The organism is Massilia sp. W12, from assembly GCF_037300705.1.
Taxonomy (GTDB): domain Bacteria; phylum Pseudomonadota; class Gammaproteobacteria; order Burkholderiales; family Burkholderiaceae_D; genus JACPVY01.
The window spans coordinates 3503208-3520689 of sequence record NZ_CP147776.1 but is presented as its reverse complement, the minus strand read 5'-3'; the positions used below and the strand labels follow the sequence as shown (position 1 = coordinate 3520689).

Annotated in this window: 11 protein-coding genes; 9 read left to right on the top strand and 2 right to left on the bottom strand. The window is 58.1% G+C overall.

All coding sequences use genetic code 11. The annotated features are described in order from the left end of the window. The first annotated feature begins 47 nt into the window (after positions 1–47). The 6 genes from tkt to V8J88_RS14055 all read left to right on the top strand — a co-directional run bounded on the left by tkt (position 48) and on the right by V8J88_RS14055 (position 7855). Entirely contained in the window at positions 48–2057 is a 2010-nt protein-coding gene (gene tkt / locus V8J88_RS14080) for a transketolase (RefSeq protein WP_338844772.1), read from the top strand. A 69-nt stretch (positions 2058–2126) separates the two neighbouring features. Continuing rightward, complete coding sequence (gap, locus tag V8J88_RS14075) at positions 2127–3134, top strand: type I glyceraldehyde-3-phosphate dehydrogenase (protein ID WP_338844771.1); 1008 nt, start codon at positions 2127–2129, stop codon at positions 3132–3134. A 118-nt stretch (positions 3135–3252) separates the two neighbouring features. Beyond that, the gene (locus tag V8J88_RS14070; RefSeq protein ID WP_338844770.1) at positions 3253–3807 is read left to right on the top strand and encodes a nucleotidyltransferase family protein; all 555 of its coding nucleotides are present in this window, start codon (positions 3253–3255) and stop codon (positions 3805–3807) included. Between the two features lie 88 nt (positions 3808–3895). Beyond that, positions 3896–4369: a DUF1203 domain-containing protein gene (locus V8J88_RS14065; protein ID WP_338844769.1), complete on the top strand. Its 474-nt coding sequence runs from the start codon at positions 3896–3898 to the stop codon at positions 4367–4369. A gap of 268 nt (positions 4370–4637) precedes the next feature. Beyond that, on the top strand, positions 4638–5090 hold the full coding sequence (locus V8J88_RS14060; protein WP_338844768.1) for a rhodanese-like domain-containing protein: 453 nt from the start codon (positions 4638–4640) through the stop codon (positions 5088–5090). A gap of 356 nt (positions 5091–5446) precedes the next feature. Further along, the gene (locus V8J88_RS14055; protein WP_338844767.1) at positions 5447–7855 is read left to right on the top strand and encodes a methyl-accepting chemotaxis protein; all 2409 of its coding nucleotides are present in this window, start codon (positions 5447–5449) and stop codon (positions 7853–7855) included. Between the two features lie 391 nt (positions 7856–8246). On the opposite strand, the gene V8J88_RS14050 is transcribed toward V8J88_RS14055, so the two are convergent. Further along, the gene (locus tag V8J88_RS14050; RefSeq protein ID WP_338844766.1) at positions 8247–11507 is read right to left on the bottom strand and encodes a PAS domain S-box protein; all 3261 of its coding nucleotides are present in this window, start codon (positions 11505–11507) and stop codon (positions 8247–8249) included. A gap of 120 nt (positions 11508–11627) precedes the next feature. Then, complete coding sequence (locus V8J88_RS14045; RefSeq protein ID WP_338844765.1) at positions 11628–13904, bottom strand: EAL domain-containing protein; 2277 nt, start codon at positions 13902–13904, stop codon at positions 11628–11630. A gap of 344 nt (positions 13905–14248) precedes the next feature. On the opposite strand from V8J88_RS14045, the gene aroC reads away from it, so the two are divergent. The 3 genes from aroC to V8J88_RS14030 are packed head-to-tail and all read left to right on the top strand — an operon-like array spanning position 14249 to position 17481. Continuing rightward, the gene (gene aroC, locus V8J88_RS14040) at positions 14249–15355 is read left to right on the top strand and encodes a chorismate synthase (RefSeq protein WP_338849886.1); all 1107 of its coding nucleotides are present in this window, start codon (positions 14249–14251) and stop codon (positions 15353–15355) included. Positions 15356–15380: 25 nt separating this feature from the next. Beyond that, entirely contained in the window at positions 15381–16559 is a 1179-nt protein-coding gene (locus V8J88_RS14035) for an MFS transporter (RefSeq protein WP_338844764.1), read from the top strand. 10 nt (positions 16560–16569) lie between these two features. After that, positions 16570–17481, top strand: a complete 912-nt coding sequence (locus V8J88_RS14030) for a M48 family metallopeptidase (protein ID WP_338844763.1) — start codon at positions 16570–16572, stop codon at positions 17479–17481. Position 17482 lies beyond the last annotated feature (1 nt).

Sequence of the window (17482 nt, the reverse complement as noted above, 5' to 3'; positions counted from 1 at the left end):
AGGGCGATTTGCCCCCGTCACGGTTTTTTCATTGCCTTCTAGCTATCATGACATCTGAACTCACGACTACCGCTTTGCAACAGCAAATGGCCAACGCGATCCGCGCGCTGGCGATGGATGCAGTGCAGCAAGCGAATTCCGGCCACCCCGGCATGCCGATGGGCATGGCTGAAATCGCAGTCGCCTTGTGGAGCCGGCATTTGCGCCACAATCCCGTCAATCCGCTGTTTCTCAACCGCGACCGTTTTGTGCTTTCCAACGGCCATGGCTCGATGTTGATCTATGCGCTTTTACACTTGACCGGCTATGACCTGCCGATGTCTGAGTTAAAGGCTTTCCGTCAATTGCATTCCAAAACGCCGGGCCACCCGGAAGTGCACATCACCCCGGGCGTGGAAACCACCACCGGCCCGCTGGGCCAGGGCATCAGCAATGCGGTCGGCATGGCGCTGGCGGAATATCTGCTGGCGGCGGAATTCAATCAGCCGGGCCATGACATTATCGACCACTACACCTACGCCTTCGTCGGCGATGGCTGTCTGATGGAAGGCATTTCGCATGAAGTCTGCTCGCTGGCCGGCACCTTGAATCTGTCCAAGCTGATTGTGCTGTATGACGATAACGGCATCTCGATTGACGGCAAGGTCGATGGCTGGTTCCGCGACAATACCCCGCAACGCTTCGCCGCCTATGGCTGGCATGTGATTGACAATGTGGACGGGCATGATGTGGACGCAATTGCCGACGCCATCGCCAGCGCCAAAACAGCAGGCAAGCCGAGCTTGATTTGCTGCAAGACCGTGATCGGCAAAGGTTCGCCGAATCTGGCCGGCACCGACAAAGTGCACGGTGCGGCTTTAGGCGAAAAAGAAGTCGCCGCCGTGCGCGAGGCCTTGGGCTGGCATCATGCGCCGTTTGAAATCCCGGCGGAAGTCTATGCCGGTTGGGACGCCAAAGCCGCCGGCGCGCAATTGGAAGCCGACTGGAATGCGCGTTTTGCCGCTTATGCCGCACAATTCCCGGAAAAAGCCGCCGAATTGCAGCGCCGCGTCAAGGGCGAACTGCCGCAAAACTTCGCCGCCACCCTGGCGCAAGCGATTTCCGCCTGCAATGAAAAGCAGGAAACCATCGCCACCCGCAAAGCCAGCCAGAACGCGATTGAAGCGCTGTCGGCGGTGTTGCCGGAATTCCTGGGCGGCTCGGCCGACCTGACCGGCTCCAATCTGACCAACTGGAAAGCGTGCAAAGCCTTGCGCAGCGGCCAGCCGGGCAACCATATCAATTATGGCGTGCGCGAATTCGGCATGAGCGCGATCATGAACGGCATCGCCCTGCATGGCGGTTATCTGCCTTTCGGCGCCACCTTCCTCACCTTCTCGGACTACAGCCGCAATGCCCTGCGCATGGCTGCGCTGATGAAGCTGCGCAGTATTTTTGTGTTCACGCATGACTCCATCGGCCTGGGTGAAGATGGCCCGACCCACCAATCAGTGGAACATGTGTCGAGCTTGCGCCTGATCCCGAATCTGTTTAACTGGCGTCCTTGCGACACCGTCGAATCGATGGTGGCCTGGGGTTGCGCGGTTGCGCGCGATGACGGCCCGAGCAATTTGATTTTCTCGCGCCAGAATCTGCCGTTTCAGGCGCGCAGCGTGCAGCAAATCGCCGATATCGCACGCGGCGGCTATGTGTTGCGCGATGCGGAAAACCCGCGTGCGGTGTTGATCGCCACCGGTTCGGAAATCGAACTGGCGCAAAAAGCCGCCGACGCTCTGGCCGCCAAAGGCGTGGCGGTGCGCGTGGTGTCCATGCCCTGTACCGAAATCTTTGATCTGCAAGACGCTGCATATAAAGCGCAAGTCTTGCCGCGCGGCGTGCCGCGCGTGGCGATTGAAGCCGGCGTTACCGATTTCTGGTACAAGTACGTCGGCCTGGAAGGCGCCGTGGTCGGCATCGACACCTTTGGCGAATCGGCCCCGGCAGGCGTGCTGTTCAAGCATTTCGGCTTTACCGTGGACAATGTGGTGGCCAAGGTTGAACAGGTGATGGCCGCATAATATGCAGGATTTGCCCGCGCCATACACGATGGCGCGGGCGCAATAAGTTTTTTTCTTGTGGAGTGAAACATGACGATCAAAGTAGCAATCAATGGTTATGGCCGGATTGGCCGCAACATCCTGCGCGCCCACTATGAAGGCGGCAAAAAACACGATATCCAGATCGTGGCCATCAATGACCTGGGCGATGTCAAATCGAACGCCCATCTGACCCGTTTTGACACTGCGCACGGCAAATTCCCGGGCACCGTGGAAGTGGATGGCGAATTCATGATCGTCAATGGCGACAAAATCCGCGTGTTCGCACAACGCAATCCGGCTGAAATCCCATGGGGCGAGCTGGGCGTGGACGTGGTGCTGGAATGCACCGGCTTTTTCACCAGCAAAGAAAAAGCTTCCGCTCACCTGAAAGGCGGCGCCAAGAAAGTCATCATCTCCGCGCCGGGCGGCAAGGATGTGGACGCGACCGTGGTGTTTGGCGTCAACCACAATGTGTTGAAAGCCAGCGACACCGTGATTTCCAACGCTTCCTGCACCACCAACTGCTTAGCTCCGCTGGTTAAGCCGCTGAACGACAAAATCGGCCTGCTGACCGGCTTGATGACCACTGTGCATGCTTACACCAATGACCAGGTGCTGACCGACGTGATGCACGAAGACCTGCGCCGCGCCCGTTCCGCCACCATGAGCATGATCCCGACCAAGACCGGCGCTGCTGCTGCGGTCGGCCTGGTGTTGCCGGAATTGAATGGCAAGCTGGACGGCTACGCGATCCGCGTTCCGACCATCAATGTGTCCCTGGTTGACCTGTCCTTCGTGGCTGCGCGTGAAACCACGGCGGATGAAGTGAATGCGATCATGAAGGAAGCAGCGGCAGCCGCCGGCGGCATCCTGACTTACAACACCGATCCGCTGGTGTCGATCGACTACAACCACAACCCGGCTTCCTCCAACTTTGACGCCACCCTGACCAAAGTGTCCGGCAATCTGGTCAAAGTGTCGTCCTGGTATGACAATGAATGGGGCTTCTCCAACCGTATGTTGGACACCACTGTGGCGCTGATGAACGCCAAGTGATTTGACACATCAGGCATCAATAAAAACGGGCGCTGCATGCGCCCGTTTTTATTGGCTGAAGAGATGCTTTTGCCAGATATGCGGGAATAATTTGACAGAAATGCTGCCAACAGATGTTTTGCACAAGCACTTATGTGACTTGCTGCGGCAGGATGCGGCGCTGATGCAAGCCTTGCGCGCCATCCGTTCCCTGAATCTGCCCGACGCCTGGCTGGGCGCCGGCGCCATCCGCAACCGGGTGTGGGATCATTTGCACGGATTCAGCACGCCAGCCGGCGGTGAGTTGGATGTGGTGTATTTTGATGTGGAGCATTGCGGCCCCGGTTTTGAGCAGATGTGGCAGGCGCGTTTGCAAGCAATATGCCCTGGCTGGGTGTGGGAGGTGACGAATCAAGCCGGGGTGCACAGTTGGCGCTGCACGCCGCAAAGCCCAATGCCCCCTTTGCGCAGCACGCTGGACGGCGTGTCCGGCTGGCCGGAAACGGCGACCGCGCTTGCTGTGCGATTGGATGAGCAGGCGCAAATGCATGTGCTGGCGCCTTGCGGTTTGCAAGATTTGTTCGATCTGGTCTTGCGCCATAATCCGCGCCAAGTCGCATACGATGTATTCTTGCAGCGGCTGGAACAAAAACAGTTTTTACAGCGCTGGCCCATGTTAACCATTCAAACATAAAGCGGCCCAGGGTTTGCATGTCCGATTTCAGCCAGACAGAGCGCGCGCTTGCTGTCACACTGGATTTTTCAATTTTTGCATCCACATCATGTCCGCTTTTCAACTCCATGCCCTGTCTGCCGCACACTTTGCCCCTTTGTTTGCGCTCAGCGATGCCGAATTGATGGCGCAGCAGATGCGCCGTATCAAGGTTGAGGAAGAACACAGCTATCCCTGCCGCGTCAGTCTGACTGATGCGCCCATCGGCAGTGAGGTGTTGCTGCTGCATTACCCGCACCATGCTTGCGATTCGCCCTATCGCGCCAGCGGGCCGATTTTTGTGATGCGCGGCGCACAACAGGCGCAGTTGGCGCCGGACACCGTGCCGGATTGCCTCAGCCGGCGCTTGCTTTCCCTGCGGGCATACGACGCCAGCGGCAGCATGCAATGCGCTGATGTGACGGCGGGTACTGATTTTGCCGGCGTATTGCATGCATGGCTGGCCCGGGTTGAGATTGCTTATGTGCAAATTCACAATGCGCGCTATGGCTGCTTTATGTGTGAGGCGCGGCGCCTGGTTTGATGTGTGGCGCGGCAGGCATCACGCCTGCATTGTAAGCACAATTAATCCACACAATTCAAGCCGGCTGTGTAAAATGAAGCGTGCAGTTACATGAACGCCGCGATGTCCCTGCTTGCATTTTGGTCTGCCCGCTTACTTGTGCGACAGACAATACTGACATTCGCCTATAGGCTCAGCTGCAACCATTCCGATCCAAGGTTTGACTCGCCTGCCTGGAAGCATTTTCGCATCCGCTTGACACTTCCCCCACTTCACGAGGAGAACATTCATGTTACAACGCAACCTGCTCGCCGCCTGCCTGTTCAGTCTGTCCGCACTGGCCTGCGCTGATGACGCGCCGCCCACTCCGAGCACACTCAAAGGCGGTAAAGTCATTACTGTGGACGAAGGCCAAGCCTTGGCCAAGAGCAAAGGCGCAAGTTTCATTGACACCCGCAGCACCCTCAATTTCGGCAAAGGTCATGTGCCCGGCGCAGTTGCCATTGCCTACAAGGAAAAAAGCGAGAAGGTGGAAAATTTCGATGCGGCGCAGGATCAATTTGATTTCAGCAAAATGCCAGCCGACAAAGCCAGCAAAATTGTGTTTTACAGCGATGGCCCGACCGGTTGGAAATCGTATAAGGCTGCAGTTCTGTCAATCAAGCAAGGTTATACCAACGTGATGTATATGCGCGGCGGATTTGCGGAGTGGACAGCCAAAAACTATCCGGTTGAACGCTAAAACGAGCACATAAAACGTAGTGCATGTATGCATCCGCTGGATCAACACTTGCTTTGATTTGTGATGCTTTCACACTATAGGGCAGCGCCAAGGCTGCCCTGAAAAAACCTGGGAGCCTGTCGGGCTTAGAGAATCGCAGCGAAAAAACAGCAGGGCGAAGATAGATTTTGCCGACTTTGCAGCGTTAATAGCATCGACTTTGAGCAAAAAGACGGTGAAATATGGCCCGTTCTGCTGGTTTTACAGTAAATTTTTTCTAAGTCCGACAGGCTCCCGGCGCTGGATGTCGGCACAATTGGAGCCGTGCAACATCCCGCACATGTTTTTCCAGTTTCCACCATGACCATGGAGCTGAAATGCTGAAATCGTTTGCGATAGAGACCCTGGCAGGGCAGGTAAAGTTTGGCGTCATCATCTTAGTCATCATCGGCTTGCTGCTCAGCTTTCTCGGGGTCAATGGTTTTCAGCGCGCCAATCTGGCCCTGGACAACGCCAATCTGGCGGAAGAAGTCAGCGCCGCGCTTGACGCCAGCTTGCGCGGCGTTGGCGAAATCATCCTCACCGAAGGTTCAAAATCCTCCCGCGAAAGCACGGCCGCCGCGCTGAAAGATATCGAGCGCCTGCTGCCGGCAGCGCGCAAAGCGCTGCCAGAATTGGAAAAAACAGCGCAAAACTGGCCGGCGCAGCAAGCCTTGATCAGCAAAATTCTGCAGCAAAAACGCCCCAGCGTGGAAAACGAAGAAACCGTACTGGCCTTTGGCAAACTATCCGGCGAGGTGGCGGAACAAGTGCGCACCGCGCAAAAAATCGCCAGACAGGCCAAGGTCGTCAGCCGGCAGAAAATTCAGGATGTGCTGGAAGTATTGATTGCCGGCGCGATTCTGTTTGCCGCCGCCTCAGCGATTGCTGGCGCTTTGCTGCTGCGCTCTTTGCAAAGAAGTCTGGGCGGCGATCCGAAAGCGGTCTTGAAAGTGGTGCAAAGAGTGGCGGCTGGCGATTTCACCAGCAATATTCAAACCCGTGCAGGAGATGAGAGCAGCTTATTGGCCGAGACCCGGAAAATGCAGGAAGTTCTGTTGGATTTTCAGCAGGCCCAGTCCACCATGGCGCAGCAGCATCAGGCCGGGGCGATTGACGCTTTGATGCCGGTGCATGCCTTGCCCGGCAGTTATGGCGTGATGGCGGAATCGATTAATCTATTGGTCAAAGCCCATCTGGATGTGCAATTCCGTCTGGTCAGCCTGATCCGCGAATATGCGCAAGGCAATTTCGCCAGTGAAATGGAAGAACTGCCGGGCTTGAAACGGCAGGTCACAGAAACTGCGCGTGAAGCCCGGCATAAATTGGCGGAAGCGGCGGAAGCGGCGGTGATCAATGTCCGCATCAAGAATGCACTGGATAAATGCAGCACGAATGTCATCATCGCGGATGCGGACAATCAAATTGTGTATGCGAATCAAGCCGCGCAGGAAATGTTGCGGCAAAATCTGGCCGAGCTGCGCCAGTATCTGCCAGGCTTTGATCCGGCCCGGGCAGAGGGACAGGATATCAGCCGCTTCCATCCTGAACCCCGGCAGCAGGCCGCGCTCTTGAAAGAAATCACGCAGTCTGTCAGCAGCAGTTTGCAAATCGGCAGCTTGCATTTTTCGATGATTTTGACGCCTATCGTCAATTCCCTGGGCGTGCGGGTGGGCAGCGTGCTCGAACTCAATAACCGCACTGCAGAGGTCGGGGTCGAAGAGGAAATCGCCGCGATTGTGGCCGCCGCCGCAGCCGGCGAATTCACCCAGCGTTTGGCTTTGCAAGGCAAGTCCGGCTTTTTCCTGAATCTGGCCACCGCCATGAATCAATTACTGCAAACCAGCGAACAGGGTTTGCTGGCGATTGAAACCGTATTGCGCGCTTTTGCCGATGGCGATTTAAGTCAGCGCATCACGTATCGTTATGGCGGTTCGTTTGGCCAGGTGCGGGACAGCGCCAACAGCACCGCTGAAAATTTAGCCCGCGTGCTTGCCGACGTGCGCATGACGGCGGATGCGCTCAATGATGCCGCGAGTCAGGTCAACGCCACCTCCAGCGCTTTGTCCGAAGCCGCCAATCAGCAGGCCAGGGCGGTGGTCGATACCTTGACCTCTATCGGGGTTATCTCAGAATCGATTGATAAAAATAATGAAAACGCCAATATCACCTTTTCGATTGCAACCACCGCCAGCAATAATGCGGTGGAAGGCGGCAAGGCGGTGACAGAGACGCTCAGCGCGATGCAGCAAGTCGCCGCCAAAATTTCCTTTGTCGATGATATTGCCTATCAGACCAATTTACTGGCCTTGAATGCCGCGATTGAAGCCGCGCGCGCCGGTGAATACGGCAAGGGCTTTGCCGTGGTGGCCAGCGAGGTGCGCAAATTGGCCGAACGCAGCCAGATGGCGGCCCAGGAAATTGGCAAGCTGGCGCAAAACAGCGTCAATACCGCCGTCAGCGCAGGCAATTTGCTCAAGCTGATTGTGCCCGGCGTGCACGAAACTTCAGCGCTGGTGAAAGAAATCGCAGATGTCGGCAACACCCAAAACAGCTCGGTCGGGCAAATTAACCGCACCTTGGATCAGCTCAGCAACACCGCCCAGCAAAATGCCGCCGCTTCGGAACAGCTGGCGTCCACCAGTGAAGAATTGCTCAGTCAGTCCAGGCAATTGCTGGAGAATATTGCTTTCTTCAAAAGCACTTGGCAAGGCGCGGCGCAAGCACCGAGGCTGAGCCGCTATTAAGTTTATTCAGTGCGACAGCAATTGCGCCTGCCTTGTGTGGCGCGCCAAACGGCGCCGCTGCAGGCGGACTTACGCTATGCAGAGGAAAATACGGGCTGAGCTGTGTCAGCCGGATCGATTGTGACTGCAAAGCCGCAAGCACATTCCCGCGATCCCGCATGCGCTTAAATTTCTCCGATAAAACCATGGGCCGGCTTGTATGACTGATTCCGGCCAGACTGCCCTTGCCTATGAAGGCAGATTGCGCTTTCATGCCGTTTCTCCCATGCCGTTTTCCACATGTCTTAGCGGCTGCCGGCGCAAGCATTTGCGCTGCTTGAAAGACCAGGTTGTGCTGTAAATACGCCGCCGCAGGGCCGCAGGGCCGCAGGGGAGGGGGCTGCGCGTTGTTTCACTCAGCCTCAGCAGGATTCGATGATTCTACAGCTGCCGCATGCGCCGCGCGCGCCCTTGCCACGTCTTCCGGGTGCAAGGGTTTTTCATCATGCTGACTATGCGGCGCATTGCACGGCAGGCTGAGTGTGAACACAGTGCCGACGCCGACTTCACTGTGCACCGCGATTTTGCCGCCCAGCAGGCCGGTGACAATATTATGTGTGATATTCAAGCCAAGCCCGGAGCCGCCCGCCCCCAGTTTGGTGGTGAAAAACGGGTCGTAGATGCGCTTTAAGTTTTCCTGCGGGATGCCGACGCCATCATCGGTCAGACTGAGTTCGATCCAGTCTTCCGGCAGGGCGCGTCCGCGAATCACGATCTTGCCGTTTTCGCGCCCGTCAAAGCCGTGAATCAAGGCGTTATTGATCAAATTGGTCAGCACCTGTCCCAAGGGGCCGGGGTAGGAATCCATCGCCAGATTGTCTTCAAATTCCTGTTCCACCACATACGCGGTTTTTTTGATGGCCGGATACAGGGTCAGCAGAATTTCCCCCACCACTTCCGACAGCACAAAGGGACGCCGCTTGGAACTGGTTTGATCAATCGCCACCTGTTTAAAGCTGGTCACCAAATCCGCCGCGCGGTGCAGATTGCGCACCAGGATGTCGCCGGCTTTGCTGGCGTCTTGCACATAAGCTTCCAGAATCGAGCGTTTCAAACCTTGCGCGCTGGCGCTGCGGAAATCGCGTGTCTGGTCCACCAGCGTCGAAGCCACCATCAGGCTGTTGCCAATCGGCGTATTCAATTCATGCGCAATCCCGGCCACCAGGGAACCCAGCGCGGCCAGTTTTTCACTGCGCACCAAGTCTTCCTGCGCGCGGCTCAAGGTTTCCAGGGTGCTGGCCAGCTCGCGGTTGGCGCGCTGCAATTCATCGGTGCGCTCCACCACGCGGTGTTCCAGATTTACATTCAAATCATGAATCGCCAGCTCATTGTTAAAGTTTTCAGTAATGTCTTCAAACGCCACCGTCACATACTGATCATTATTCAGGCTGAAGGAATTTTGTGAGATCTGCACGAAAATCGCTTCGCCGCTGGCGCGCTGCAGCCAGATTTCGTGTTGCGGCTCGCTGTCTTGCGCCTGCAGCATGGCTTCCAGCGCCTGGCGGTCGGCGGGTGTGCTGAAGATCGGCAAGGCCAAAATTTCATGGCTGACGGTGTGTTCGCGCGCCAGGCCCAATAATTTTTCAAACGCGCCATTGATATCGCGGATGAAGAAACCATTGTTGACCGCAATCACGCTCATCGCCACCGGCGAGGAATGGAAAATCGTGGAGAAGCTGCGCTCCCGCTCGCGCAAGGCTTCTTCGCTGCGCATGCGCTCGATTTCGGCGGCGGCGCGCTCAGCAAATACCGGCAATAAGGAGCGCACCAGCGCGGCATGGTGCAAGGCCGCCGTATGGCTGATTGCGAGCAGGCCGATGACCTGTCCCTGCGCGTTTTTCAGCGGCGCGCCGGCATAGCTCTTGACCTGCAGCGCGCACAAACTGGCGTCGTCCGGGAACAGGGCCTGAACCTGATCGGCATACACGCACAAACCGCGTTGCAAGACTTCTTGCGCCGGCGCGCCGCGCCAATCATGCGATGCCGGCGCTTCCTCTAAGCCATGCCGCGCCATGCTGTGCAAGACGGCGCCGCTGTCATCGAGCAGACGCAATTCGGCATACGCCACGCCCAGTGCGGCGGCCAGATCTTCCAACAGCGATTGGAAAAACTGCGCGCCGGCCCCTTGCGTGCCTTGCGCTAAGCGCAGCAAGGCGCGGTCTGCCTCGGCTTTTTGCGCTTCAAAGCGCAGCTGCACGGTGACATCGCGGATCACCGCCAGCAAAAACGCTTCAGCGCCGACATGGAACAGGGTGGCGTTGAGCAGGCAGCTGCGTTTTTCGCCCGTGGCGGTTTGCAATTCCCAGGGCAGATCATGCACCCCGCTGTAGGTCTGCACCTTCTCCACCAATGCGCTTTGCTGGCTGGCCGGCCATAAGCCCAGGCTGCGCGGATCGCGTTCCAATAATTCAGCCCGCTCCAGGCCGCAGACTTTAACAAAAGCCTGATTCATGTCCAGCAGCAAACCATCGTGCAGGCGCAAAATCGCCACCGGATCCGGGTAGCACTGGAAGGCCCCGGCGAATTTCGCTTCAGACCAATGGCGCGCCTCTTCCGCGCGGCGCTGTTCGGTGATGTCCTGCGCCATCGATAGCAGGCGGCCAGTGCGGCCGCTGGCGTTGGCGATATGGCTGTTATTCCACAGGCAATAAATGATTTTGCCGTCGGCGCGCAGGTTTTGGTTCACGCCCGAGACCACATTCGTGCTGGTGCTGGCTTCCTGGAAAATGGTGTCGCCGGCGGCGCGCGAAGCCTTGGGCACGATGAAGCTGGCGTGCCGGCCCAGCGCCTGTTGCCGGGTATGGCCGAAAATACGTTCGGCGGCGGCATTCCATTCCACCACGCAAAAATCCATATCCCATTCAATGATGGCGATGGGCGACTGTTCGACCAGGGCGCGGATGCGCGCTTCACGCTCACGCAATTCGAGTTCAACCTGTTTGCGCTTTTCCAGATCGTCTTCGAGCTGGGCGTTTTTCTGTTCCAGCACGCCAAACAGGTTTTGCAAGGCAATCCGGGTGTGTTCCAGCTGTTGCCCGAGGTGGCCGATTTCATCCAGCCGTTTCCAGGTGAAGGAGGCGTCAAGCTGGCCGGAAGCCAGGGTTTCGGCGTTTTTCGCCAGCCGGCGCAAGGGGCGCACCAGACGTTGATCCAGCAAGACCAGAATCAGAATCAGCGCCAGCGTGACTTGCGCCGCCAGCGCAATCAGATATTCGCGCAGGTTTTCCTGGATGATTTGACGCTGCCGGCTGGAGGACACTTCAAGACGCAGCCAGCCGATATCGGTCTTGCGATATTGCACCTTGCGCTCAAGGCTCAAACTCAAGCCCTGGCGGCGCGCCGGGATGTCGCGTTTGACAAACAAGCCCAGATTATTGTCGCGCACCTCGATCATCACAATGTCTTCATTGCGCATCATCGAGTCCACCAGGGTATTGCCGCTTTCGCGGTCAACATTCCACAGCGCTTCTTGCATGCTGCTGGCCAGCACTTCGGCATGCTGTTGCAGCAATTCGCGGGTGCGCTTATGCACATCCTCATCGTAGCGTTTGAGCCAGGAATACCCTGTCACCAGTATCGCAGGCAAGAGCAAACCGGCAATCACAGCAAGCATCACAGCCCGCCGAATTGTCAGGTTGCCTGATGTAAAGCCCCTCATCTGGCGCCTCCGGCTTGGATTTCTGGCCGGCCTGCGGGCGTTTGGCGACGCCGCTGCAAGCCCTTGTTCTTTTTATCAGTTTGCCCCGGTCCCGCTGGCAAGGCGGGCGCTGAGCCAGCCTTGCAACTCATGCGCAGGCATGGGGCGCGCAAATAAAAAGCCTTGCGCCAGCGGGCAGCCCAGATCGGTCAAAATCTTGGCCTGTCTTTCATCTTCCACCCCTTCCGCAATCACCTTCAGACCCAGATTGCGGCCCAATTGAATGATCATCTCGGCAATGCTGGAGCCGCGCGCTGAACTCGTGATTTCCGTGACGAAGGCGCGGTCAATCTTGAGCTTGTCCACCTTCAGCCTTTGCAAATAACTGAGCGAGGAGAAACCGGTGCCGAAATCGTCAATCGCAATCGAGACGCCGATTTGCTTGATGTGCTCCAACATGCGGATCAGCATGTCGGGTTTTTCCATCGCCATCGATTCGGTGATTTCCAATTCGACAAAATGCGGCGGGGCATTGGTGTCAGCCAGTGCGCGCCGCAGCGAATCGAGGAAATCGGGGTGGCGGAATTGCGCCTGCGACACATTGATGGCCATGGTGAAATCGGAAAAGCCGGCGGCGTGCAAACGCACCAGTTCGGTGCAGGCGGTGCGCATCACCCATTCGCCCAGATCGATGATCATGCCGGAATATTCGGCAATCGGAATAAAGCGGTCGGGGGAAATGAACTTGCCGTCTTCGGTTTGCCAGCGCAGCAGCGCCTCGGCCCCGGCCACTCTGCGCGTTTGAAAGTCGATTTGCGGCTGGTAATACACATACAGCTGGGTTTTTTCAAATGCGCTGCGCAAAGCATGCATCATGCGCACGCGTTCGCGGATTTCCACCCCCATCGAGCGCGAGAAATAGAAATGTCCGGCGCGCTGCTGCATCTTGGCGCGCTTTAAGGCGATATCGGCGTCTTTCAGCGCATCCGCGCCGCCGCCTTCATATTCGCTCAAGCGCACCAGGCCGACCGTGGCCGAGAGTTGCACATCCTGGCCGTCGATATGGAAAGCCTGATTGAATAAGGCCAGAATCTGTTCCGGATTGACGCGGCTGCCATCGCCCAGCACAGAGAAAATATCGCCGCCCACGCGCGCCACCGCCAGCACATCGCCCAGTTGTGATTGCAGCCGGTTGGCGACGGCAATCAGCAGCTGGTCGCCAAATTGATGGCCGAGCGCATCATTGGTCTCGGCGAAATGATCGATATCGACCAAGGCCAGGGTGGGATCGCCCGGCATGTCCTGGCCGCCTAACAGTTCATCCAGAATTTCCACCAGACGGGTGCGGTTGGGCAGCTTGCAGAGTTGATCATAAAAGGCGAAATCATGCAGATGCGAAACCAGCATCACATTGTCCAGGCCGACCGAGATATTGCTGCAGAACACTTCGAGCAGGCGCTGGTCGATTTCCGACAGCGGGCTGCCGGTATCCAGATAGGCGGCGAAATCACGCCCTGATTTGCCATCAAAATACAGGGTGGTGTAGTCGCTGTGATAGGTGTTTTCCCGCGTTTGCATGGTGTGTTGCAGGGCTTGCTCAATATGCGCATTGCCCAGCTGCTGCACCGGCTGGTTGACCATCGCGCGGTAGTTGCCGCCGCCTGCGATCACCACCAACTGGTGGCGGTCATGCTGATCATCGCGCACGCAAATCAAACCTTCCGGCTTTAAACCCAGCAAACCGGCAATCTGGATGATGACGCCGGCGGCGAAATCCTGTAAGCCGTGCAAGGCCATTAATTCGGTGCTGGCGTGCACAATCAAATCCAGCCCGCGCCGGCTGGCGCTGATGGCGCGGATCTGCTCATACGAACGGATGGCGGCAGTCACGGTGGTAAACAGCTTGATGCGCGTGAGTTCAGACTTGGTTTTGTAGTCGTTGATATCGTAATCGCGGATGGCGTCGATTTCCGGCGCGTAGCCGGGCTGGCCGGTGCGCAGAATAATGCGCACATCGTTTAAGCCGATATCCTGGCGGATAAATTTAACCAGCTGCAGGCCGGCGTCTTCCTGCTCCATCACCACATCGAGCAGGATGACGGCGATATCCTGCTCCACCGCCAGCATTTCCCGCGCCTGGGCGGCGGAAAACGCATGCACGAATTCCAGGGGCCGGTTTTGCATTTCCAGGTTGCCCAGCGCAAACGTGGTCGCGGAATGGACATCTTCATCATCATCGATGATCATCACGCGCCATACCTTGTGGACGAGCGCAGCGCTGCCTGGCGCAGGCTGGATCTCGTCCAAAAAGACGAGATCATCGGAATCGTCGTCCGTAAGTGTATCGGCTGGCGGCGGGCTGCTCTGGGACATCGGTCGCATCTCCAAGAATTAACAACGAAACCTGGTGCGGCGTGGCGCAGCGCCCGGTTTCCCTACTGACTTGTTCTTGTTATGTTCCTGCCTGCAAAGAGTATATCCCCAATTGCCGGCAGCTTGCGCGATTTGCCACCGCAAAATGCAAACCATCGTCACATCGGGATGCGCCAAACGGTTTGAGGCACAGCTGTTTTTATTGCTTTCGGGCAATATAACATGAAATTTTCTCAAAGCGGTTGCAAGCCTGCACTTTTGCGCGTTTGCGGCGCTGAATGCGGGCCGGGCAAAAGCTGCGCGCTTTGTTAGAATGTGTTTTTTTGCTCACGCCCATTCCCACCATGTCCGGCAATACTTTAGGCACTTTGTTCACCCTTACCACTTTTGGCGAATCGCACGGTCCGGCGATCGGCTGCATCGTTGATGGCTGCCCGCCCGGCCTGGATTTGTCTGAAGCCGACATCCAGCCTGAGCTTGACCGGCGCAAGCCCGGCACCTCGCGCCACGTCACACAAAGACAGGAAGCTGATCTGGTGCGCATCCTGTCCGGCGTGTATCAGGGCAAAAGCACGGGCGCGCCGATTGCGCTGATGATTGAAAACACTGATCAGCGCAGCAAAGACTACGGCAATATCGTGGACAGCTTCCGCCCCGGCCATGCTGACTATGCCTACTGGCAAAAATACGGCATTCGCGATCCGCGCGGCGGCGGCCGCTCTTCGGCGCGCCTGACCGCGCCGGCGGTGGCCGGCGGCGCCATCGCCAAGAAATGGCTGCGCCAGCAATACGGGGTGGAGATCCGCGCGCGTATGAGCCAGCTGGGGCCGATTGAGATGCCCTTTGCCGATTGGGCGCATGTGCATGAAAATCCGTTTTTCGCCGCCAGCGCTGACCCGGCCCTGTTTGCCCGGCTGGAAGAATTCATGGATCAATTGCGGCGCGATGGCGACTCGATTGGCGCGCGTATTGAAGTCGAGGCCAGCAATGTGCCGCCGGGCCTGGGCGAACCGCTGTATGACCGGCTGGACGCCGATATCGCGCACGCCATGATGGGCATCAATGCGGTCAAGGGGGTGGAGATCGGCGACGGTTTTGGCGTCGTCACACAGCGCGGTTCGGAGCATGGCGATGAACTCACGCCGCAGGGGTTTTTGTCGAATCACGCCGGCGGCGTGTTGGGCGGAATTTCCAGCGGCCAGGATTTGCGCGTTTCACTGGCGATTAAACCGACATCATCGATCCGCGTGCCGCGTCAGAGCATTGATGTGCACGGCAATCCGCTGCAGGTGCAAACCTTTGGCCGGCATGATCCCTGCGTCGGCATTCGCGCCGCGCCGATTGCCGAGGCCATGCTGGCGCTGGTCTTGATGGATCACGCCCTGCGCCAGCGCGCCCAGTGTGCGGAAGTGCAGGCCAGCGCGCGCATTCCCGGCGCGGCGGCGCAGTAAGCCGCAGGTATCTGCAGGAGTGGATTTGAAGCTGTTTCCGTATGCCTTTTTCTTCTTTGCCTACTACGGTTATGTAGGCATTTTCTCGCCTTTCGGCAGTTTGTATTTTGCCGCCCAGGGCATGAGCCCGGCGCAGATCGGCATCATCATGGCGGTGGTGCAGGGCACCCGCATCATCGGCCCGAATGTATGGGGGGCCTTGGCCGATGCGCGCGGCGCGCGCGTGCGCATCTTGCGCTATACCGCCGTGCTGGCCCTGGCCGCGTTTGCCTGCATGTTTTGGGCCCAGGGCTTTCTCGCCTTTTTGCTCTTGATGCTGTTGATCAATACCTTCACATCCGCCAGCGGCCCCTTGTCCGAGGCGGCCCTGGTGGGAGCTTTGAAAGAAAATCTGAATCAGTTTGGCCGCCTGCGCCTGTGGGGTTCAGTCGGCTTTATCGTCACCGTCACCGCTGCCGGCAAATTGCTGGAAGTCTGGGGCATTCAAAGCTTTGTCGCATTGTGCTGCGCGATGCTGCTGCTGGTGGTGGCGTCGGCCTGGACATTGCGTGAAACCCCGTTGCCGCCGGTTGCGCGCAATAAAACATCATTTACCAGCTTGCTGCGCTTGCGTGAAGTGCAGGCTTTCCTGGCCTCGGCTTGTCTGATGGTGATGGCGCATTCCGCTTTGTATGTGTTTTATTCCCTGTTTTTGGAACAGCTCGGCTTTTCCAAACTGGTGATCGGCTTGATGTGGTCGCTCGGAGTGGTGGCGGAAATCGTGTTTTTCTTTTTCCAGGCGCCGCTGTTTGCGCGCCTTGGTCTGCGTCTCTTGATGCTGGGCAGTCTGGCGCTGGCGGTGTTGCGTTTTCTCATGATCGGCGTGGCGCAACCCGGCATCGTCGGGCTGGTGCTGTTGATCATTGCGCAAATTCTGCATGCCGCCACCTTTGGCGTACACCATTCCAGTTGTGTGCAACAATTACAGCGCTGGTTCGGCGGCGCTTTGCAAGCGCGCGGACAGGCTTTGTATGTCAGCATGTCATATGGTTTGGGTGGCACGCTGGGCGGCATCCTGCTTGGGCCATGCTGGGAAGCGGGCGGCGCGCACATGGTGTTTTTTGTCGCCGCCGGCATGTCCGGGGCCGGCCTGGCGCTGGCCTGGCTGTCATTGCGTTGGCAGGCGCAGCGCGACCGCGCTTTGCGCTTGCAAAAGCGTGCGTAAGGAGGGACAGATGAAGCGAATCATGCAAGCCGGCGCAGTGCTCGTCTTGGGGTTGGCGGCCAGCGCCTGCCAAACCGTGCAAACCACGCGCCAGGGCGCCGTCGGGATTGAGCGCCAGCAATATATGGCGGTGAGTCAGCGCGAAGTCGAACAGCGCGCCGCCGGCGAATACCGCCAATTGCTGGCGCAGGAGCAAAGACGGGGCCGCTTAAACACCCAGCGCGCGCAAGTCGAGCGTGTCAACCGCATTGCGCAGCAATTGATTCCGCATACTGCTGTGTTCCGTCCCGATGCGCCGCGCTGGCAATGGGAAGTGAATGTGATTTCCTCCAATGAAGTGAATGCCTGGTGCATGCCGGGCGGCAAGATGGCGGTGTACACCGGCTTGCTGGAGCGCTTGCAAATCAGCGATGATGAACTGGCGGCGGTGTTAGGCCATGAAATCGCACACGCCCTGCGCGAACATGCGCGCGAGCGGATTTCAGAACAAATGGGCACGCAGCTGGCGGTGAATATTCTGGGCGCGCTGGGCACGCGCGGCGGCTATGAGGGGCTGGGCAAACTGGCCGGCGCCGGCATGCAATTGCTGGTGGAGTTGCCGCACTCGCGCGCGCACGAAACCGAGGCTGACCGGATTGGCGTCGAACTGGCCGCGCGCGCCGGCTTTTATCCTTTGGCGGCGGTCACCTTGTGGCAGAAAATGGGACGGGTATCCGGCGGCGAGCCGGCCAAACTGCTGTCCACCCACCCCTCGCGCAGCGAGCGGACGCAGGATTTGCAAAACTATGGCCAGCGCGTGATGCCGCTGTATCAGGCGGCGCGCAACCAGAATCAGAGCTGGCAGCCGGCCCCCGGCAACCCGCCGCAAAATCCGCTGCCCGGCCAGCCGCCCCTGCGCGGGCAAGGGCAGGGCTGGCGTTAAA